Source organism: Providencia sp., from assembly GCF_040396775.1.
Lineage (GTDB): Bacteria > Pseudomonadota > Gammaproteobacteria > Enterobacterales > Enterobacteriaceae > Providencia.
Genome location: NZ_JBEBNT010000033.1, coordinates 1 through 21,729, shown reverse-complemented (window position 1 = coordinate 21,729; position 21,729 = coordinate 1). Strand labels below are relative to the sequence as shown.

Annotated in this window: 14 protein-coding genes; 4 read left to right on the top strand and 10 right to left on the bottom strand. The window is 40.4% G+C overall.

Annotated elements, in window-relative coordinates:
* The first annotated feature begins 250 nt into the window (after window positions 1-250).
* Window positions 251-1,627 carry a lysine-sensitive aspartokinase 3 gene (lysC, locus tag ABWP91_RS19580; protein ID WP_353244664.1) on the top strand — a complete coding sequence of 459 codons (1,377 nt, stop codon included), beginning with the start codon at window positions 251-253 and terminating at the stop codon, window positions 1,625-1,627.
* A gap of 61 nt (window positions 1,628-1,688) precedes the next feature.
* Here lysC and ABWP91_RS19575 read toward each other — a convergent pair whose 3' ends face one another.
* The 3 genes from ABWP91_RS19575 to metH form a co-directional block, all read right to left on the bottom strand.
* Complete coding sequence (locus tag ABWP91_RS19575; RefSeq protein ID WP_353244663.1) at window positions 1,689-3,158, bottom strand: tetratricopeptide repeat protein; 1,470 nt, start codon at window positions 3,156-3,158, stop codon at window positions 1,689-1,691.
* A 174-nt stretch (window positions 3,159-3,332) separates the two neighbouring features.
* Window positions 3,333-3,923 carry a hypothetical protein gene (locus tag ABWP91_RS19570; RefSeq protein WP_353244662.1) on the bottom strand — a complete coding sequence of 197 codons (591 nt, stop codon included), beginning with the start codon at window positions 3,921-3,923 and terminating at the stop codon, window positions 3,333-3,335.
* 67 nt (window positions 3,924-3,990) lie between these two features.
* A complete protein-coding gene (metH, locus tag ABWP91_RS19565) occupies window positions 3,991-7,674 on the bottom strand; it encodes a methionine synthase (RefSeq protein WP_353244661.1) in 3,684 nt (1,227 codons plus the stop codon).
* A 206-nt stretch (window positions 7,675-7,880) separates the two neighbouring features.
* On the opposite strand from metH, the gene iclR reads away from it, so the two are divergent.
* Window positions 7,881-8,711 carry a glyoxylate bypass operon transcriptional repressor IclR gene (gene iclR, locus ABWP91_RS19560; RefSeq protein ID WP_219245498.1) on the top strand — a complete coding sequence of 277 codons (831 nt, stop codon included), beginning with the start codon at window positions 7,881-7,883 and terminating at the stop codon, window positions 8,709-8,711.
* An 82-nt stretch (window positions 8,712-8,793) separates the two neighbouring features.
* Here iclR and ABWP91_RS19555 read toward each other — a convergent pair whose 3' ends face one another.
* From ABWP91_RS19555 to ABWP91_RS19545, 3 genes are all read right to left on the bottom strand, one after another.
* Window positions 8,794-9,687: an N-acetylmuramoyl-L-alanine amidase gene (locus ABWP91_RS19555; RefSeq protein ID WP_353244660.1), complete on the bottom strand. Its 894-nt coding sequence runs from the start codon at window positions 9,685-9,687 to the stop codon at window positions 8,794-8,796.
* Window positions 9,688-10,257: 570 nt separating this feature from the next.
* Window positions 10,258-10,527, bottom strand: a complete 270-nt coding sequence (locus tag ABWP91_RS19550) for a helix-turn-helix domain-containing protein (RefSeq protein ID WP_353244659.1) — start codon at window positions 10,525-10,527, stop codon at window positions 10,258-10,260.
* 453 nt (window positions 10,528-10,980) lie between these two features.
* Window positions 10,981-11,766 (bottom strand): N-acetylmuramoyl-L-alanine amidase-like domain-containing protein, encoded by a 786-nt coding sequence (locus ABWP91_RS19545; protein ID WP_353244658.1) that lies wholly within the window; start codon window positions 11,764-11,766, stop codon window positions 10,981-10,983.
* A 337-nt stretch (window positions 11,767-12,103) separates the two neighbouring features.
* On the opposite strand from ABWP91_RS19545, the gene edd reads away from it, so the two are divergent.
* Together edd and ABWP91_RS19535 are read left to right on the top strand one after the other, a co-directional pair.
* Window positions 12,104-13,930 carry a phosphogluconate dehydratase gene (gene edd / locus ABWP91_RS19540; RefSeq protein ID WP_502935830.1) on the top strand — a complete coding sequence of 609 codons (1,827 nt, stop codon included), beginning with the start codon at window positions 12,104-12,106 and terminating at the stop codon, window positions 13,928-13,930.
* 26 nt (window positions 13,931-13,956) lie between these two features.
* Window positions 13,957-14,598: a bifunctional 4-hydroxy-2-oxoglutarate aldolase/2-dehydro-3-deoxy-phosphogluconate aldolase gene (locus ABWP91_RS19535; RefSeq protein ID WP_353244656.1), complete on the top strand. Its 642-nt coding sequence runs from the start codon at window positions 13,957-13,959 to the stop codon at window positions 14,596-14,598.
* 66 nt (window positions 14,599-14,664) lie between these two features.
* Here ABWP91_RS19535 and aceK read toward each other — a convergent pair whose 3' ends face one another.
* The 4 genes from aceK to metA form a co-directional block, all read right to left on the bottom strand.
* Entirely contained in the window at window positions 14,665-16,404 is a 1,740-nt protein-coding gene (gene aceK / locus ABWP91_RS19530; protein WP_353244655.1) for a bifunctional isocitrate dehydrogenase kinase/phosphatase, read from the bottom strand.
* Window positions 16,405-16,510: 106 nt separating this feature from the next.
* Entirely contained in the window at window positions 16,511-17,818 is a 1,308-nt protein-coding gene (aceA, locus tag ABWP91_RS19525) for an isocitrate lyase (protein ID WP_353244654.1), read from the bottom strand.
* 56 nt (window positions 17,819-17,874) lie between these two features.
* Window positions 17,875-19,473 carry a malate synthase A gene (gene aceB, locus ABWP91_RS19520; protein WP_353244653.1) on the bottom strand — a complete coding sequence of 533 codons (1,599 nt, stop codon included), beginning with the start codon at window positions 19,471-19,473 and terminating at the stop codon, window positions 17,875-17,877.
* Between the two features lie 365 nt (window positions 19,474-19,838).
* Window positions 19,839-20,768, bottom strand: coding sequence for a homoserine O-acetyltransferase MetA (metA, locus tag ABWP91_RS19515; RefSeq protein WP_353244665.1), 930 nt, complete (start codon window positions 20,766-20,768; stop codon window positions 19,839-19,841).
* Window positions 20,769-21,729 lie beyond the last annotated feature (961 nt).

Here is a 21,729-nt window from a genome sequence, read left to right as displayed (position 1 = left end):
ATTCGAGTTGCATGTAGGCGGCAAGGGAAGATAGACCGATGAGCATACAAAAGTATGTGATTCGGCTATCTGAGCGAAGCCAACACCCATGCAGCTTGAAGGATGACGAGTATATTGAGTATATTGAGAAAATCGATAATACCCCCCCCCATCATTAGAATTACTGATTTGCTTCGATTCTTGATTGACGCGCCTCTATTTACCCGATAAATCTATATAAAGTTTAGGTTTAACCAAAGGGATTGACACCATGAATACCGTAGCGTCTTCGTCAGACAACAATCAGTTTGTTATTGCAAAATTTGGTGGCACTAGTGTCGCGAACTTTGAAGCAATGAACAACAGCGCCAATATTGTTCTTTCCAACCCCAACGTGCGCGTTGTGGTTCTTTCTGCCTCCGCAGGCATTACTAACTTACTGATTGAATTGGCTGAAGGTTGTGACGCTGATAAACGCAATGAGCTGCTGCAAAAGGTTAAAGATATTCAATATGCAATTATTGATAATCTACAGACCGCAGACGTTATTCGTGAAGAAGTCAATCGCTTACTGGATAATATTGCCCATTTAGCCGATTCCGCCTCTCTTGCCACCTCAGATGCATTGACAGATGAAATGGTCAGTCACGGGGAATTAATGTCGACTCTGCTTTTTGTTGAGGTTTTACGCCAGCGCAATGCCAACTCACAATGGTTTGATGTACGTAAGGTCATGAGAACTAATGATAGTTTTGGCCGTGCAGAACCTGACCTTGACCAACTAAAAACCCTTGCTGAACAACATTTGCACCCTCGCTTGGCTGAATCCGTCGTGATTACACAAGGCTTTATTGGCCGCGATGAAAAAGGCCGTACAACCACACTGGGACGCGGCGGCAGTGACTATACGGCAGCACTACTAGCTGAGGTACTGAATTTATCCCGCGTGGATATTTGGACAGATGTTCCGGGCATCTACAGCACTGACCCGCGTGTTGTGCCAAATGCACAGCGTATCGATGAAATCGCCTTTGATGAAGCGGCTGAAATGGCCACATTTGGGGCTAAAATTCTGCATCCAGCCACCTTGCTTCCCGCTGTTCGCTCGGGTATCCCTGTGTTTGTGGGCTCGAGTAAAGACCCTGAAGCAGGTGGAACCATTGTCAGTGACAAAACCACTAATCCACCGCAATTCAGAGCATTAGCCCTGCGTCGCAAACAAACATTATTAACGCTCCATAGCCTAAAAATGCTGCATGCACGTGGCTTCTTAGCTGAAATTTTCACTATCTTGCTACGCCACAATATTTCTGTGGACTTAATTACCACCTCAGAAGTTAGCGTTGCACTCACACTCGATACCACAGGCTCGACAGGCACCAATGGCAGCCTATTAACCAATGCATTGATGACGGAGCTTTCCGCGTTATGTCGTGTTGAAGTTGAAGAGAATTTAGCGTTAGTCGCAATTATTGGTAACGAGTTATCGCAAGTGAATGGCCTTGGAAAACAAATTTTCGGGGCATTAGAGTCTTTCAATATTCGTATGATCAGCTATGGTGCAAGCAGCCACAATATTTGCCTACTGGTTCCAGGTAATGATGCGGAAAATATCGTTCGTACATTACACAGTAATTTGTTCGAATAATTCACACCACCCATTCTAGAAAATAAAAGGCGATCTCCATGATCGCCTTTTCAGTGAACACTTAACGTTTTTTCGCACTCTCCATCGACTGATTGATGTTATCGGTATAACGCAGCATCGAGGCTTTAACCTCTTTATTATTCTGCAAAAGAGCCAAATTACGTTTTGCCGTTGCATTCCCGAGTTCGGCGGCTCGCTCAAACCACATCACAGAGCGGAAAATATTTTTCTCACCGCCTTCACCGCGGGCGTACATCACTGCTAGGTTGTTTTGCGCATCACTGTTTTTCTTAAACGCAACTTTTTCTAGAAGCTGGCGTGCTTTTTGTGAATTTTGCGCGACACCGCTTCCTGTTAAATAGAAAATGGCTAATTGGTTTTTCGCGTCAAGGCTATCATCTTCCGCCAGCTGTAACCAATTGACGATATCCTTGATATCCACATCATTTAATTCACCAGCAACATACATCTTCGCCAATTTAATTTGCGCATCATCAGCCTCATTCTTGGCTAATGTTTTATAGAGTTCGATGGCTTTAGCTGGGTTTTTCGCAATACCGCCTAACCCTTTTTCATAAAATTCAGCTACTTTCATCCCCGCATCCAGCGACTCATTTTGCGCAGCTCGCTCATACCAAGCAAACGCCTCGGTTAAATCTTTTCCTACGCCATCACCCGACTCATAGGCATTTGCGATAGCCAGTTGTGCATCAACATTATTTTGCTGTGCCGCACGTTTATACCAGTACATAGCTTGATAGCCATTTTTTTCGATAAGTGAATGGCCCTGCTGGTAAAAATCACCCATATTATTTTGCGCAATGGCAGAGCCCATATTGGCTGCTTGGCGATAAAGATAAATAGCTGTCGCATCATCTTTTTCAACACCCTCACCATTTTCATACATCACGGCAAGGTTATTGACTGCAGCGGCGATATTATTGACCGCACTTCGCTCATACCATTCACGGGCTTTTTGGTAATCCACATTGCCGCCTAGCCCATCATGGTAAAAAAGCCCCATGGCAAATTGTGCATTGGCATGTTCTTGCTCTGCGGCTTCGGAATACCACGCTTTGGCTTGTTTAAAGTTTTGTGTGACACCTAAGCCGTGCTCATAAAAATAGCCCAACGCATATTGGCAATACGCATCACCTTTTTCTGCACCACGGCGATACCAACGCTCCGCTTGTTTATATTTCTCTTGGTTTTGTAGCAACATACCGAGGTAATAATCCCCATCGGTATTATCTAAATCAGAGACCTTTTTAAACCAGCGATACGCCTCTTTATCATTAACCTGTAAAAAATCTGTCCCTTCCATATAAGCAAGCCCGACATCCACCATCGCATCAACATCCCCTTCCTTGGCTGATTTTAATTTTGCTTTAAAATCATCGGGAAGCACGACATCGTTAGTCTGCCCTGTCATTTCTGCTGGCTTATTTTTGGTGGAAGGCGCTTCAGAAGTGGCTTGAGCCACAGAAGCTGTACTCAAACAGACTACTAGAAATAAATACCGTAATTTCATCACCATTACCCATTCATTGGCGTTATATCATTAACATAACATTCCGATAGGAAATCCATAAGGGATACAAGCTGAAAAAACGCGATTAGAAAGGAATTTCGGCGAAAAATTTAGGTGATGTTCATGTCTTGCTGAACGACCATCACCTAAATCCGAGATTAAACAATTAAGGGCTTAATTAACGCGGTAACCACCATGCTTGCTGGCGAATAAGTTGAACTTACCCCATTCGATCAGTAAATGTTCCAGCTTTTGATGGCTAATTTTGCACAATTCTGAAATTTGAGATACCACAAAGTGGTTTTCACTCACCAACTCGGGAGCAAAAACCTCCGCTATCCACTCACACTCTTTGGTCGTTACTAACCAGCCATCGTTGGTAGAAAACTTATGGACTGGGATCATGCCTTCTTTGCTGCTTTCTTGCGATAGTAGTTTGTTTTCATCGACTTGAGCTTGATGAAATGCCGCAATTTCTTCTTGTGAAGGGACAGGCTCTACCGCTAAACTCTCTTCCAGAAACAAATAAATTTCTTCCGCACGAGCGGGTGTTAATTCGCTTTTTAACCAGATTTGGTTAAAACAGTGCTCATCAAGGGACTCGTCGGTATCGAGTTTATCCATGATTTGTAAGATGCTCATCATGGCACTGACCGCATCTTCGCTCATAAGAAAAGTGTCAGGCGCCGCACTGTTTTGGATTTGATAAGGAAATGCCACGGATTGCGGCAATTCATTTTCAATAATAAATTCATAGCTCATCATTGGACCCCTTTAATGTCTTTCCCCATAAGATGGTGCCGAACACCTGAAAAATCAATGCACTGTTTTATCAATCTTCGGGGTCATAGCCTAAATTAGGCGCTAACCAACGCTCCAGTTCCGTCACCGACATCCCTTTACGCTGCGAATAGTCCGCTATTTGGTCTTTTTGCAGCTGCGCCACAGCAAAATATTTACTGTCTGGGTGACTGAAATACCAGCCCGATACCGCGGCTCCTGGCCACATCGCATAGGAGCTTGTCAGTTTCATTCCCACTTGGTTTTCAACGTCTAGCAACTGCCAAATTTTTTCTTTTTCGGTGTGCTCAGGGCAAGCTGGATACCCCGGTGCAGGGCGGATACCTTGGTAATTTTCGCGGATCAGCTCTTCATTACTCAAGTTTTCATCTGCTGCATAGCCCCAATATTGGATACGCACTTGCTGGTGCAAATATTCTGCAAAGGCTTCCGCTAGCCTATCCGCCAGCGCTTTGACCATGATTTTATTATAATCATCATGCTGTTTTTCATACTCATCCGCCAGCGCATCCTCTTCAAGGCCACCTGTCACAGCAAACGCCCCAATATAATCGGCTTTACCACTGTCTTTTGGCGCAACAAAATCCGATAAACAATAGTTCGGAAAATCCGTCTTTAAGGTTTGCTGGCGTAGGTTCAAACTCAGCACTTTCACATGATTACGTGTTTCATCGGTATAGACTTCAACGTCATCACCAACACGGTTGGCAGGGAATAAGCCAAAAATACCTTTTGGTGTCAGTAAACGCTCATTCTCGAGCCTGTCTAACATCTCATTGGCATCATTCAATAACTTACGTGCTTCAGTGCCCACGACTTCATCGTCTAAAATACGTGGGTATTTACCCGCTAGAGACCATGTCATGAAAAATGGCGTCCAATCGATATACTCACGTAATGTTGTTATCGAAGCGCTAACTTCTTGAACACCGAGGTATTTTGGCACAGGTGGCTGGTATGCTTGCCAATCAATATTCACCGCATTTGCGCGTGCAATATCCAGTGCAACTGGAGGTGTTTTCGGCCTTCTTCTACCATGTTGCAAACGTACTGTGTCATATTCACGACGTGTACGCGCAACAAAATCTGCCTTTTGCGTTTCAGATAACAGTGCAGCGACGACGCCTACAGTACGTGATGCGTTCTGTACATAGGTCGTTGGCCCACTGTAATTCGGCTCAATTTTCACTGCTGTGTGCGCTTTCGAGGTTGTCGCACCACCAATCAATAATGGCAGTGTAAAGCCTTGTCTTTCCATCTCTTTTGCTACATGCACCATTTCATCTAGGGATGGCGTGATCAAACCAGACAAACCGATAATATCAACATTTTGCTCACGCGCCGTTTTTAAAATAGTTTCGCATGGCACCATCACACCTAAGTCAATGATTTCATAGTTATTACACTGTAAAACAACACCAACAATATTTTTACCGATGTCGTGAACATCCCCTTTGACTGTCGCAAGCAGCACTTTACCTGAGCTGCTACCTGATTGTTTAAGCTCTTGAATATACGGTTCTAAATAAGCCACCGCTTGTTTCATCACGCGAGCCGATTTCACCACTTGTGGTAAGAACATCTTTCCTTCACCAAATAGGTCCCCAACCACGTTCATGCCGTTCATTAATGGCCCTTCAATCACTTCAATTGGGCTTGATGCACGTTGGCGAGTTTCTTCGGTATCTGGAATAATAAATTCGGTAATACCTTTCACAAGAGCGTATTCTAAGCGTTTTTCCACTTCCCAACTGCGCCATTCCGCCTGTTGAACTTGTTGCTCAACTGAACCCGAACCGCGATATTTTTCAGCCAGTTCCAACAAACGTTCGGTGCTATCATCACGGCGGTTTAAAATTACATCTTCGACGGCATCTTTTAACTGTGCTGGTAAATCATCATAAATGGCTAATTGCCCCGCGTTGACGATCCCCATGTCCATGCCATTGCGGATCGCGTAATACAGGAACACAGCGTGGATCGCCTCACGAACAGGATCATTTCCCCTAAATGAGAAAGAAACGTTAGAAACACCACCTGAAATCATCGCATGAGGGAGTTGATCTTTAATATCCTTACAGACCTCAATAAAATCAACCGCATAGTTATTGTGTTCCTCAATTCCTGTTGCTACGGCAAAAATATTAGGGTCAAAAATAATATCTTCTGGAGGGAAGCCAACTTCTTCTGTCAAAATTTGGTAAGCACGGCGGCAAATTTCAATTTTCCGCTCGCGAGTATCAGCCTGACCTACCTCATCAAATGCCATGACGACAACGGCAGCGCCGTATTTGCGCAATAATTTGGCGTGTTCAACAAAAGCCTCAACCCCCTCTTTCATTGAAATGGAGTTCACTATGCCTTTGCCTTGTATGCACTTAAGCCCTGCTTCGATAACATCCCACTTCGAGGAGTCGATCATGATTGGCACGCGGGCAATATCAGGCTCCCCCGCGATCAAATTAAGAAAACGTACCATGGCCGCATGGGAGTCCAACATACCTTCGTCCATATTAATATCAATGACTTGTGCACCACTTTCGACTTGCTGGCGAGCGACATCTAAGGCTTCTTGGTAGTTTTCTTCTTTAATCAACCGCTTGAATTTTGCTGATCCAGTGACGTTGGTTCTTTCCCCCACGTTCACAAACAGCGATTTTGCCCCAATATTAAGCGGCTCTAAACCTGAAAGACGGCATTCGACTGGTAAATTGGGGAGTTGGCGCGGCGCTACCCCTTCAACGGCCTCCGCCATTTTGCGAATATGCAGCGGCGTTGTCCCACAACACCCACCGACAATATTCAAGAAACCTGCTTTTGCCCATTCTTGAATTTGCTGCGCCATATTTTGCGCATCAAGGTCATATTCGCCAAAAGCATTTGGTAGCCCTGCATTAGGGTGAGCGCTCACATAACATTCGGCAATGCGTGACAGCTCTGCAATGTATTGGCGTAATTCATCAGGCCCCAATGCACAATTCAACCCAAATGATATTGGCTGTGCATGGCGCAATGAGTTATAAAAAGCTTCCGTTGTTTGCCCAGAAAGCGTTCTACCAGAAGCGTCCGTTATCGTGCCTGAAATCATGATTGGCAATGAAACGTTGAGCGCTTCAAGTTCCGTTTCTACTGCAAAAATGGCTGCTTTGGCATTCAACGTATCGAAAATGGTTTCGATCATGATCAGATCAACCCCGCCTTTCACGAGTGATCGCGTGGATTCTCGATAAGCGTCAACCAGTTGATCAAATGTGATATTACGAAATGCAGGATCGTTCACATCAGGGGAAATCGATGCGGTACGATTGGTCGGCCCTAGCACCCCAGCGACATAACGCGGCTTTTCTGGGGTTTTACGTGTCCATTCATCGGCACATTCACGGGCGATACGTGCAGCGACTTCATTAATTTCTGCGGAAAGTGTTTCCATTTTATAATCCGCCATCGCAATGGATGTGGAGTTAAATGTATTGGTTTCAATAATATCTGCACCCGCTTCAAAATATTGACTGTGAATCTCTCGAATAATTTCAGGCTGAGTCAGTACCAACAAGTCATTATTGCCTTTAAGGTCGCTGGGCCAATCCGCAAAGCGTTCACCACGAAACTGTTCTTCTGTGAGTTTGTGCTGCTGGATCATTGTCCCCATTGCACCATCTAATACCAATATACGTTTTTTTAATTCTTGTTCTAATTGATTCACTTTTTCGGACACTGCACTGCCCTCCTGATCGGAAACACTGAGAAATAAGTCAAATTTTTACACTTAACATCCTACCATAACTTTTGTGTTTGAAATTCACTGTTATGATGAGAGTTTCTCAGGTTATGTGACGATCACTTTCTCACTGATCCGATGAGTATTTTTAGCTTAGTTAGTTCATAATAGAATCAAATTTCATTACAGTCAGGAGAGGCTTAATGGCAACGGCACCAATTACAAAAAAACTCAAAAAAGCAAAAGGGCCAGCAAGTGGTGCAACCGCAGCTGGGCAAGTCCAATCATTAAGCCGTGGACTCACACTGTTGGAATCTATTTCTGAATCCACTGGGGGCATCGCCTTAACTGACCTCGCATTGCAAGCAGGTTTACCCAACTCAACAACACACCGGCTATTAATGACCTTAGAACAGCATGGTTTTGTACGCCAAACGGGGGATTTAGGCTTGTGGGTTATCGCTTCCAATGCCTTTATTATTGGCAGTAGCTTCTTAGAAAGTCGTAATTTATTAGCATTAGTTCACCCTATATTACGTCGTTTAATGGATGAATCAGGTGAAACAGTTAATTTAGCGATTCTTGACCACACTGAGTACGATGCCGTTATTGTCGACCAAGTGCAATGCACGGCATTAATGCGCATGTCTGCGCCGATTGGCGGCAAACTCCCTTTGCATGCCTCTGGTGCGGGTAAAGCGTTTATCGCTAATTTACCTGAAGATAAGCTCATTCCACTTTTAAGCCGTAAAGGGTTACATGCTTATACTCCTTTCACATTAACCAATCCTTCTGCATTAAAAGAAAATTTACAGCAAGCCAAAAAACAAGGGTTTTCTTATGATGATGAAGAGCATGCATTAGGCTTAAGGTGTATTGGTGCCTGTATTTATGATGAACACAAAGAGGCTTTTGCTGCGATATCTATCTCTGGGCCATTATCTCGAATCACAGATGACCGTATTACAGAGTTAGGTGCGATGGTCATCAAAGCTGCGAAAGAAATTAGCCGTGAGTATGGTGCAAATCGCTAGCTTCAGCATCTAAAGGTATAGAATGCGGGGAAACCCGCACTTTTGATAGGTAACATAATAAAAAACCAAGGTATTTAAAAAACTAATCCCCTTGCTGGCTGGCAGAAGCATGTTCTAACTGCTTAGTTCGCTCAAAGGCTTTAAATTTTGATATATCGCGATACTTTTCAATCAATGCAAGGGCAATAGCTTCCGTTTCTGCATCCGCTAAACCTTCAATATCTCGCGGCCTAAAGTGTAATTGAAATGCACGTAAAGTTTTTTTCGTTTGTACATCTAACTTACCTGATAATGGAATACCCGAATACCCATAAAACTTCAGTGCTTTTTGAATACGCAGTATATTTGCAGGTTCATTCACATTCCGGTCTGTGAGATATTTATTGACAGTTTTGGGGTCTGGCCAAGCTCCAATCCCTTGTTGTGAAAGGCGTTGCCATGGAAAAGCCCTACCTGGATCTTGCTTACGTAGCGGGGCAATATCACTGTGACCGATTATATTTTCGGGAGGAATGTTATACCGCTGCATAATATCTTTTAGTAGCGGAATTAAAGCGGTGACTTGCGACTCATTAAACACAGGCCAGCTTTTATCCCCTTTTTTCTCGCCTTGGAAACCCGCATTCACAATTTCAATTCCTATTGAAGAGTCATTCAAACTGGTGTGGTAAAGCCAACGGCTATCCCCCGCATGCCAAGCCTTTAATTCTTCAGGAACGAGCTGTAATACAATCGGTTTTCCAGCTTTATAATCTGGATGGCTTGGAATGAGATAGTGAGAACTGACCTTACCTTTGGTCAATATTTTAATAGAATGAGCATCATCAGACACGGTATAGTGCAAAATAACATACTGAATGCGCTCACTGGTGTTTTGAGAAGGATAACGTTTATCGACAAAATAACCATTATTTGACGTGGGAGACGAACACCCAGCAAGTAAGAAAATGAGAAATATCCCTATATGTTTCAACATCAAACCGTAGCCTTATCCTACCCGTAGTGTGGCATATTTAAACACAAGGTTATCCATAACACTATAGAAACTGTGTTGCTTTATATGGTAGAACTTAGCAGAAAAATTGTAGGCAAATAAATTAGCGTAGGTTCATTTTTAAAGCTTACCTATTCCTTCCTATCCTTTATAGAAAAAATAAGTAAGCTTAGTTTTCATACTGCAACACGTTTTTTAGTTCAAAATGAAACAAAAAAACTTTTCATTAACCACCGCAGATTTTACTAATAGGCGCTTACTGCTACCCACTTAAAAAATTAAATAAAAACACAAGAATTCATTAAGAGAATATTAATTATTTTTATTTAAAAAAACATTAATTCAATTAATTATAGTTGTGCAAAATAGACTTAATTATTTTTCACTCTGAAGAATTTATCATCATAACGATACTTATAATAGTAAGTATAATCCATTAATTTTATTTTTATTGGGCAGCGTAATAAATGAAAAATCAGTTCTCTGTAGGTCAGCCACTTTTTAGCACAGCAGATTAATCATGAAAATTTATTGAAACACCATAAAAAGTTTTTAACCTGGTATCAGCTCCTTTTTTTCATACTCAACCTGCTTAATGATCAACTTAGTAATATCATTAATATCGATATCTAAAAAAATGACAATTTCAATTAGTTTATCTAAACTTAATTTGTTAATTCCTAACTCATAACGAGACACTTGTTGCTGGCTTAACTGAATAATTGAACCTAGTTCATTCCCAGATAACCCCTTGCTCACTCTAGCTTTTCGTAAATGATTTCCCAATAATGCATAAATATTTTTCTTGTTAACGATATGCATAACCATCTCCTAAATAAGAAAATAAAATTTAGCTAGTATTAATCATTATAAAATTAATCAAATACATTTAAAATAGTTATGAGCAATCAAAACAATAGCAATTGATAGGCAAACATGTTTTTTATATACAAAAAAAAGAGACTTTCGTATTATTTATAAAGCAATCTATTGCTTTATAAAAGTTTTTTTAAAATTTAATCCAATTAAAATATATTGTGATATTTTATTGATCAAATCGATAATTTAATATCCTTTTACACTTTAAATGCACTGGTAATAATTAGTAACTAATAAAAATACGATACTCATTTATATTATATATTAATTTCCATTTTTTAAAAAAAGTACAATGAACTGTTTTATTGACTATCTCGATGATATATTAATTTATTTATAACAAATAATCAGAGCAAATGATTAGATAACCTTATTTTAATCCTTATTTCTTGGTAATTAATCTATTTTTGCCCTAAAAATAAGAACTCCCAGCTTCCCTGTTAAATAATGCTTTAACTCGATATCACTGACTTTTAAGCTTCCTTTAAGTGAAGAGGCATTTCTAAATAAAGTTTTATCTCCTTGTTTAATAATGATACCGACATGCGAGACATCCAACCCACTGTTTTTAGAATAAATACCAATATAATCCCCTGTTTTTAAATGGTTAATAACATTATCATCAATAAACTTTACTGGTATGTAGCTGATAGCCCTGTCTTTTACGGGTACTCCTGCAATCAAAAAACCACCATGCTTATTCAAATTAAGCGTTTTATTTACCGTTACCGTATGTGGGCTCATTTGTCGAGTAATATCCCAAGCGATGGAGTTAGGCTCTTGCGCCCAATCCGAAAAAAAATGACGTCGGTTGGTAAAACTGATTTTCTGATCAATATAACGAATATCAGCTAAATTCGTCATAAATTGGTCATAGCTTTCCGAGCGTTTGAATGCCTCGGTATACTCAATAAACGTCATACAATCCATCGCTTTTAAATTCACAACCAGTGTTTCTATGGTGGATTGTGACTGATTTAACGTATGTTTATTATACGGCGTACCGATTAAAGACTGAGTAATCACTTCAACTTTCTCAGTATGCTGGTGAGATTGACCCATGTCGTTTTGCTGGCTAAGTATCTTCATCAAGATAGTATACGATCCTGCGGTAATCTTTATCTGTGCATGCACAATTGATGCAAAAAAGCACACTACAACAATAACAACATATTTTAGCATTCGAATACTCTTGTTTTTATCAACTCAATTATTGTGTAAATAGCATCAATCCAACGATTAGCGCCTTTATTTCTATCACTATAGCATGCAATTTGCTCTTGTCCTGTTCAGCCTTGTTCATCCTCTAATCTTGATTAAGGTCACAGTTAGTGCTTAATTTTCACTTTGATGATTGCTATTTACGTTGTTTAGCTAAACAATGTTACCGGTAACAATATTGAAAGTTGAATGAATACTAACCGCTGAATGGATAAGACATAATCTAAAACCAAGCAGAAATCATTATTTTTATCCGCCTGATGGAGCAATTATCATGAGCAAAAATATCACTGAAACCATGACACCAATAACTCCCCATGATGAGCTACTGCGTATCACTCAACGTATTATGTGTCGTTCAGCACAAACCCGCACCACTTACCTAAATAAAATTGAGCAAGCTCGTACCATAACAGTTCATCGTGCTTCACTCGCTTGTGGTAACCTTGCTCATGGATTCGCCACCTGTCAAACAGAAGAAAAACAAATACTTAAAAGTATGACTCGGGCGGATATTGCCATTATTAACGCTTATAACGACATGTTATCTGCACATCGCCCATACGATAAATACCCAGAACAGTTGAAAAAAGCATTGCTCGAAGCAGGTTCTATTGGCCAAGTCGCGGCTGGGGTGCCCGCGATGTGTGATGGCGTAACTCAAGGGCAAGATGGGATGGAATTATCCATGCTCAGCCGTGATGTCATCGCCATGTCAACAGCAATCGGCTTATCTCACAATATGTTTGATGGGGCTCTATATTTAGGTATCTGTGACAAAATTGTGCCTGGTTTAATGCTTGGCGCACTATCCTTTGGCCACCTTCCCGCGATTTTTGTTCCCGCAGGTCCCATGTCTACAGGGCTACCCAATAAAGAAAAAGTACGTATTCGCCAGCTATATGTGGAAGGAAAAGTAGGCCGAAACGAATTGTTAGAAGCAGAAGCCGCATCCTATCATGGTATTGGTACTTGTACTTTTTATGGAACGGCTAACTCAAACCAAATGGTCATGGAGGTCATGGGGTTACATTTACCAGGCGCATCCTTTGTGCCACCCGAAACGCCCCTACGTGATGCATTAACAAATGCCGCAGCCCGGCAAATCACACGTTTAACAGAACAATCAGGCCAATATTTACCTATCGGGCATTTAGTTGATGAAAAAGTGATCGTTAACGGTATTGTGGCTTTACTTGCAACGGGGGGATCAACTAACCTGACTATGCACCTCGTTGCTATTGCCCGTGCCGCAGGTATTATCATCAATTGGGATGATTTTTCTGACCTTTCTGCGATTGTTCCATTAATGTGCCGTATTTATCCAAATGGGCAGGCCGATATTAATCAGTTCCAAGCTGCAGGTGGAGTGGCATTGTTAATTCACCAACTTCTACAAAAAGGGCTATTACATGAAGATGTTAACACGGTTGCAGGTTTTGGTCTCTCACGCTATACGCAAGAACCTTGGTTAAATAACGGTCATTTAGAGTGGCGAGATGGCCCTAAAGATTCATTTAATCCAGAAGTTATCGCGCAAATAGACAGCCCTTTTTCTTATCATGGCGGAACAAAATTACTATCGGGTAATTTAGGTCGTGCAATGATGAAAACCTCTGCGGTTCCCGAAGAAAATCAAATTATTGAAGCCCCAGCAGTTGTCTTTAATAATCAAAATGATATTACCGCTCAATTTGAATCAGGGATGCTAAACCGGGATTGTATCATCGTCGTGCGCTTTCAAGGGCCTTCAGCTAATGGCATGCCAGAGCTCCATAAATTAATGCCGCCTCTGGGTGTTTTAATGGATAGAGGCTATAAAGTTGCCCTCGTGACTGATGGCCGACTCTCTGGCGCATCAGGTAAAGTTCCCTCGGCTATCCATGTGACACCTGAAGCTTACAATGGTGGGCTCCTAGCAAAAGTTAAAGATGGGGATATGATCAGAGTGAATGCACTGACTGGTGAGTTACAACTCCTCATTGATGAACAAGAAATCGCGGAACGCTATGCACATAAACCTGACTTGAGTGATAAGCATATAGGGTGCGGCAGAGAACTTTTCGGCGCTTTAAGACGAAATTTATCAGGTGCCGAAGAAGGAGCTTGTAGCATTGATTTTTAATCTATTTTTACTAATAGGAATAAAATATGAATAATTGGAAAATGACAGCAGAAGCGATTCTTAAGCAAGGCCCGGTCGTGCCAGTCATTGTTATCAAAAAACTTGAGCAAGCCGTACCTCTCGCTAAAGCCCTTGTCAATGGTGGCATCAAAGTATTAGAGGTGACGTTAAGAACGGAGTGTGCCATTAATGCAATTCGTTTAATCGCTCAAGAAGTACCCGAAGCCATTGTCGGGGCTGGTACTGTCATTAATGCAAAGCAGCTTGCTGACGTTGCCCAAGCAGGGGCTCAATTTGCTATTAGCCCTGGGTTAACCGACGAACTATTAGCTGCCGCAGTCCAAGGAGATATTCCTTTAATTCCTGGTATTTCGACCGTTTCAGAATTGATGCTTGGTATGAATTATGGCTTGAAAGAATTCAAGTTTTTCCCTGCAGAAGCGAATGGGGGAGTTAAGGCACTAAAAGCCATTACAGGCCCATTCTCGCAAGTGAAATTCTGCCCAACAGGTGGGATATCATTGGCTAATTATCGTGACTATCTGGCACTGGAAAGCGTACTTTGTATCGGTGGGTCATGGCTAGTGCCAGAAGATGCGCTAAATTCGGGTAACTACGAAAAAATCACACAGTTAGCTCAAGAAGCAATACAAGGCGCAAAAGCTTAAACTCGTTAATGGCTCGGCGATAACCGAGCCATTAACTTTTCATTTTACTACTGATAATACAATCAATTAGCATAATACTGCCCCATTAAATTGATAGCAAAAACGTAATTCTTCACGATATGCATAAACATCCTCTACATACCCATCCAAAATACGTTTTTGTAATTTTTGCCAATAATCCGCTGAAAATAGATCCTCGTGATATCGCTGCAAATAATCACGAATTTGCTTATTTTGGCAAATAAATGACGCAAATTCTTCAGGGAAAACATCATGCTCCCCTATGCTATACCACGGTTCCCCAGATAACTCCTGCTCAGGATACAGTGCCTCAGGTATATGACGAAAATTAACTTCCGTCATATAACAAATTTCGTCATAGTCATAAAATACAACTCGCCCATGCCGTGTCACACCAAAATTTTTAAATAGCATATCTCCTGGAAAAATATTGGCAGCAGCCAACTGTTTAATTGCCCACCCGTATTCATTCAATGCATTATTCAACTGCTCACTATTTGCATTATCCATGTAGATATTCAGTGGCACCATCTTTCTTTCCATATACAAATGGCGAATTAATATTTTGTCACCCAGATCCTCAATTTGCGATGGCGCCTCGTTTAATAACTCCGCCATCAATTCGTGACTAATCGCACTTTTATTTATCACAAAGTTTTCAAACTCTTGGGTATCGGCCATTCGCCCTACTCGGTCGTGTTCTTTGACAATCCGATAACACTCTTGAACCCTTGCTTTTGTGACATTTTTTTGAGGGGCAAATGTATCTTTAATAATTTTAAATACGCGATCAAAAGCCGGTGCAGTGAACACCAACATCACCATGCCTTTTACCCCTGGCGCGAGAGTAAATTGCTCTCTAGCAAAGTTAATGTAGGCTAAATACTCCCGGTAATACTCTGTTTTTCCGTGTTTTTGACAGCCAATTGCCATATAAAGCTCAGCAATAGACTTGCTTGGTAAGATTTCTCTTAACCAAAATACCAATGCAGCAGGAAAAGGGGCATATACCATAAAATAAGAACGCGCAAAACCAAACACGATACTCGCCTCATCAAATGTGATTAAACAAGCATCAATGTAAATTTTTCGATTATCATCTTGATGAATGGGTAATAAAAATGGATGTACTTCATCATTAATATAAATTTTGCCTACCAACCAAGCTGCCTTATTGCGATAAAACAGTTCATTTGCAATATGTAGGCTACATTTTTGCGTATTAATATGTAAAAAACGATGCTGTAGTGTTTCTATAATACATTGAATATCAAAGCTTAAGTTTCTCCAGGATAGTCTTAAAGGTAACCCATTCAAAATTGATAATAGCAAAGTCACTAAATTACCATCTACCTGATATTCCCGCGAAAGAGGCCGAGGAGACACCGAAAAACGCCTTGCAGGCTGAGAGGTAAAGATGAATAAGTTATCTTGAGTCAGTTCTCTATGCTGAAATAATCGACAATATACTGAGTTAAAAAAACTTTCTGCGATTTCAAATCGTGGGTAATCAGGGAGTAGTGTTTTATAAACATGTTTAATTAAAGCCAACTTATCCGGCGTTAATGATTGTACTAACCCCATAAACTGCAACTGAGCAACAACTAAGCCAACATGGTGATCATATAATTGAATACGTTGTTTCATCGCGGATTGCACGGCATGCCAATCTGCCTGCTCAAACCGTTCTTGGGCCCCTGATGTAATTTCAAGGAAACGCCCATATTGCGCATCAAATCCCTGCAAAATTGTTTGGGCGATGATCTGCTCAGTTGTCAGGATCATATTTACTCCCATTTCATTTCTTTAAAGAAAAAACAGGCACTTAACGTGCCTGAAAGTTAACCGATACATCAAATAAACAGAGACACTAAATAACAGTAAATATTGACTAGAACTGCTCCTCTTCTGTTGACCCCGTCAACGCAGTCACAGAGGAAGTTCCTCCTTGAATGACAGTTGTAACCTTATCAAAATATCCTGTCCCCACCTCTTGTTGGTGTGAAGAAAAGGTATAACCCTTATTCATTGCCGCAAATTCACATTCCTGAACTTTTTCTACGTAATGGCGCATCCCTTCTCCTTGCGCATAAGAGTGTGCAAGGTCGAACATGTTAAACCACATGCTGTGGATACCCGCTAACGTAATAAATTGGAAGCGATATCCCATTGCAGCGAGTTCATCTTGGAAACGAGCAATCGTGGCATCATCTAAATTCTTCTTCCAGTTAAACGATGGAGAACAGTTGTACGCTAATAGTTTACCTGGATACTTCGCATGAATTGCATCTGCAAATTGCCTTGCTGCCTCTAAATCAGGTTTTGATGTTTCACACCAAACAAGGTCAGCATAGGGTGCATAGGCTAAACCACGGCTAATCGCTTGATCAATACCCGCATTGGTACGGAAAAAACCTTCTGAGGTACGTTCTCCTGTCACAAAATCAGCATCATACTCATCACAATCTGAGGTCAGAAGGTCGGCAGCATCTGCATCCGTACGAGCTATCAAGATAGTTGGAACACCAGACACATCCGCTGCTAATCGTGCAGCAACCAATTTTTGAATAGCTTCTTGAGTCGGTACTAAAACCTTGCCCCCCATATGGCCACATTTTTTTACCGCCGCCAGTTGGTCTTCAAAATGCACCGCTGCTGCACCTGCTTCTATCATATTCTTCATTAATTCAAAGGCATTTAGCACACCACCAAAACCCGCTTCCGCATCTGCAACAATGGGTAAAAAGAAATCAATATATTCTTTGTTATCCGGTCCAATTCCATTTGCCCATTGAATTTGATCAGCCCGGCGAAAGGTATTATTAATTTTCTGAACAACCGAAGGAACTGAATCAACAGGATAAAGTGATTGGTCTGGATACATGCTCGAAGCGGTATTAGCATCAGCAGCAACCTGCCAGCCTGACAAATAAACTGCTTCGATGCCTGCCTTCGCTTGCTGCAAAGCTTGCCCACCTGTTAATGCACCGAGCGCATTGACATAACCCTTTTTAGATTTCCCGTGTAGTTGCTCCCAAAAACGTTCAGCGCCTTTGCGTGCTAATGAATGTTCCAGATTGACTGAACCGCGTAATTTAATCACTTCTTCAGCCGAATATGGCCGCGTAATGCCTTTCCAACGTGGTTTTTTCCATTCATTTTCTAATTGGGCAATTTGCTCTAAGCGCGATATAGTCATGATCCACTTCCTTTATAAGAATATGTAGGGTTTATCGAATGTTATGTTTGCTATTGTTAGTCTAATAATTGGTATCCGGGGATAGTCAAAAACTCAATGAGTTCATCTTGGGTTGTGATGCGCCTCATTAAGTCTGCCGCCTCTCTAAAACGTCCACTCTGAAAGCGCTTATCGCCCAGCTCTTTTTGAATAACTTGAAGTTCTTCATCGAGCATTTCTTCGAAAAGCACTTTGGTGACTTTTTCACCGTTGGACAAAGACTTACCATGTCTTATCCATTGCCATATAGAGGTTCTAGAAATTTCAGCCGTTGCCGCATCTTCCATTAATCCATAAATAGGGACGCAACCATTACCTGATATCCAAGCTTCGATATACTGCACCGCAACACGGATATTTGCTCTCATTCCAGCTTCAGTTCTTTCACCCGAACATGGTGTTAAAAGCTGCTCAGCGGTGATTTCAGAGTCGGAGTCGCGAGATACATCGAGTTGATTTTTTCGCTCCCCCAGTGCGTTATCAAAAACCGCCATGACAATATCTGCTAAGCCTGGATGGGCAACCCACGAACCATCATGGCCATTTTTTGCCTCTAGCTCTTTATCAGCTCTTACCTTGGCTAGGATCATCTGGTTTTCTTCTTCATCTTTACTTGGAATGAATGCAGACATCCCTCCCATCGCAAATGCACCACGACGATGACATGTCTTAATTAATAAACGAGAATACGCACTTAGAAACTCTTGTGTCATAGTGACAATCTGGCGGTCGGGCAACACCCTATCAGGGTATTCTTTCAATGTTTTGATATAGCTAAAAATATAATCCCAACGACCACAATTTAAACCAACAATGTGGTGGCGCATGTGATAAAGAATTTCGTCCATTTGGAATACTGCAGGCAATGTTTCAATCAAAACTGTTGCCTTAATTGTTCCGCGAGGTAATTCTACAAAATCTTCAGCTGCGCTAAAGACATCACTCCACCATTTTGCTTCCTGCCAAGATTCTAATTTTGGAATATAGAAATAAGGACCACTACCTTTCTTTAACAAGGCTTGATAGTTATTGAAAAAATAGAGCGCGAAATCAAACAGCCCACCAGGGATTGGCATTCCACCAAATAACACATGCTTTTCATCGAGGTGTAACCCCCTGACACGAGCAATCAGTACAGCAGGGTCTGATTTCAGTTGATAAACCTTACCATTTTCATTGGTATAAGAAATATCACCATTAATGGCATCACTTAAGTTGATTTGCCCATCAATTAACTTTTCCCAAGAAGGTGAAAGTGAATCTTCAAAGTCTGCCATAAAAACTTTAACGTTAGAGTTCAAAGCATTAATCACCATCTTACGTTCAACAGGGCCAGTAATTTCAACCCGACGATCACGCAAGTCCTCTGGAATATTTTGTATTTTCCAATCGTCATTTTTTATGGAACTAGATTCCAAAATAAAGCTTGGCAATTCCCCAGAATCAATTTTAGCCTGTCTTTCTAATCTTTCTTTCAGCAATTGATTTCTGCGAGGTAAAAAAACCTCAACTAAATGAGAAAGAAATTCAATAGAATCATTATGTAATACTCTATTATCTTGATGAGCTATTTCTTTAGTAAATGTTAAATCCGATGCTAATAATTGATGCTCCATTGATCAGTCCTCATTCATATCGGGTTATGGATTAAGCTTAAGATCAAAATAAGAATAAATCAAAAACGATTTCCATTTTAATAAAAAATATGCGTAACAAAATGATAAATAATAGTTTTTATTAAATATTTTTTTGAAATTTAATTTTCATTTTTAAAATGAAATATGTTAAATATCCGTTAAATCAAGTAATTACTAAATAATTTTCTTATTAAAATAGTTTGTCTGAAAAACAAAAAAGCAGCTACACAGTAGCTGCTTTTATGCTGATAATAATTTCTTAATCGAGATTTAACTCTATAAAAATAAGTAAAAACCCATGTACCTAATGATTATTAAAACACCAGCAAAATAATGATTCTTTTTTAATCTAAAGTCGGTTCCATATGGCTAAGATCGAAAGGTGTGATCTGGTACACATAATAATTCAACCAATTAGAAAAAAGTAAGTGTCCATGACTACGCCAACTGATCAATGGCGGATTAGTTGGATCATTATTTTTAAAATAGTTACATGGGATCTCTGGGGAAAGTCCGGCATTAAAGTCACGCCAGTATTCTTGAGCAAGTGTATCTTTATCGTATTCAGGGTGACCTGTAACAAAGGCGAGACGTTTATCTTTAGAGCCAAATAAATAAGCTCCAGCCTCTTCAGAACTGGCTAATATTTCCAAGTCTGTATGCTCACGAATAAGATCCTCCGGAAAATCAGCATATCGTGAATGAGGTGCATAAAATGAGGCATCAAATCCTCGTGTTAATAATGCATGTTGCTCTAACGTATCATGCTGATAAACACCCGAAAGTTTTTCCGTACGTGTCCATTTTGGCAAATCATAAAGTACTTTTAAAGCTGCCTGTACTGCCCAACAAACGAAAAGTGTTGAGGTTACATGTTCTTTAGCCCACCCAATCACTTTTTCGATTTGGCTCCAATAGCATACATCATCAAATTCAACTAACCCCAAAGGCGCTCCTGTGACAATTAAGCCGTCAAAGTTTTGTTCTTTGATATCCTCAAAATCACAATAAAAATTATTCAAATGTTCTGTTGGTGTATTTTTAGATTCTCTTTGGTCGATTCTTAAGAGTTGGATATCGACCTGTAGAGGCGTATTTGATAGAAGCCTTAAAAACTGGTTTTCAGTTTCAATTTTTTTTGGCATCAAATTCAATATCAATACTTTCAAGGGACGGATCTCCTGAAGGCTAGCTCTTGTCGTTGTCATGACAAAAACATTTTCTTCGCGTAAGAAATTCACTGCAGGTAACTCGTCTGGTAAACGAATTGGCATCATTCATCCCCTTTTTATACTTTTATACGTTTAGACTTCTAGAATGCTAAATAATCTAACTAATGTTACGCACCTTGTCGAGTATTTCAAGAGTGATTGAAATAATTTCATGCGAAGCCGCTTGCCATGAGTCCTTTTCAAATATAACTCACATGTAATCTACTGATTTTATATATTTTTTATCTACCTTTACCATTTTATAGATGCAAATGTAACTTATATGCTTTTGATATTAATTAGATCTAATGTGGTTTTTCTCTCCCTCTAATTTGCATCTACAACCCTTTAACTGAAAGAGTTTGCTTAGTATTTTTATGTTGAAAAGCCCAACTCCTTAAACCCAAATTGTTGATTATCCAAATGAGTATTCAAAACCCAATAAATAATAGAAATCGATATGGTAGATTATGGACACAGTGAATCCTTACTAAGTAACTTACTAATTAGCTTACAATTATTTCCCTATGAACTTATGTATATCTCCCTATAAAATCAATTTATTAGAGTCTACTAAGCATTAAAGTCTTGTAACCTGTTACACCCTAACAACCTAATGCAGTAATAATATTCATAATAAGCACAGAAGATAATTACTAAGTTGACTACTCATTGCCTAATCACCTTTAACATTGTCAGCCTGTCCCCTTTCTTCATGTATAAACGTCGTTTTGTCAGAGGCCTTATCCATCACCAGAGTCAATACAATGATAAGCAATAGAATAAAAAGTGCGTGTACAATAAGTAATGTGACAACACAAGTTAGTTACTGAGTGGATTATTGATTAGCGATGGTAAAAAGTGCCATAAATACACAAGTTAGTTGCTCAGTGGATTATTGATTAGCGATGGTAAAAAGTGCCATAAAGACACAAGTTAGTTACTGAGTGGATTATTGATTAGCGATGATAAAAAGTGCCATAAATACAACGCACAATGACTGGGCTGATGCTCAAGAATGAAA

Excerpts from the sequence above, each read along its gene's own strand:
- ABWP91_RS19545 (WP_353244658.1), bottom strand. The coding sequence starts at position 11,766 with ATGCTAAAATATGTTGTTATTGTTGTAGTGTGCTTTTTTGCATCAATT.
- edd (WP_502935830.1), top strand. The coding sequence starts at position 12,104 with ATGACACCAATAACTCCCCATGATGAGCTACTGCGTATCACTCAACGT.
- lysC (WP_353244664.1), top strand. The coding sequence starts at position 251 with ATGAATACCGTAGCGTCTTCGTCAGACAACAATCAGTTTGTTATTGCA.
- ABWP91_RS19570 (WP_353244662.1), bottom strand. The coding sequence starts at position 3,923 with ATGATGAGCTATGAATTTATTATTGAAAATGAATTGCCGCAATCCGTG.
- ABWP91_RS19575 (WP_353244663.1), bottom strand. The coding sequence starts at position 3,158 with ATGAAATTACGGTATTTATTTCTAGTAGTCTGTTTGAGTACAGCTTCT.
- ABWP91_RS19535 (WP_353244656.1), top strand. The coding sequence starts at position 13,957 with ATGAATAATTGGAAAATGACAGCAGAAGCGATTCTTAAGCAAGGCCCG.
- aceB (WP_353244653.1), bottom strand. The coding sequence starts at position 19,473 with ATGGAGCATCAATTATTAGCATCGGATTTAACATTTACTAAAGAAATA.
- ABWP91_RS19550 (WP_353244659.1), bottom strand. The coding sequence starts at position 10,527 with ATGCATATCGTTAACAAGAAAAATATTTATGCATTATTGGGAAATCAT.
- ABWP91_RS19555 (WP_353244660.1), bottom strand. The coding sequence starts at position 9,687 with ATGTTGAAACATATAGGGATATTTCTCATTTTCTTACTTGCTGGGTGT.
- aceK (WP_353244655.1), bottom strand. The coding sequence starts at position 16,404 with ATGATCCTGACAACTGAGCAGATCATCGCCCAAACAATTTTGCAGGGA.
- metA (WP_353244665.1), bottom strand. The coding sequence starts at position 20,768 with ATGCCAATTCGTTTACCAGACGAGTTACCTGCAGTGAATTTCTTACGC.
- iclR (WP_219245498.1), top strand. The coding sequence starts at position 7,881 with ATGGCAACGGCACCAATTACAAAAAAACTCAAAAAAGCAAAAGGGCCA.
- aceA (WP_353244654.1), bottom strand. The coding sequence starts at position 17,818 with ATGACTATATCGCGCTTAGAGCAAATTGCCCAATTAGAAAATGAATGG.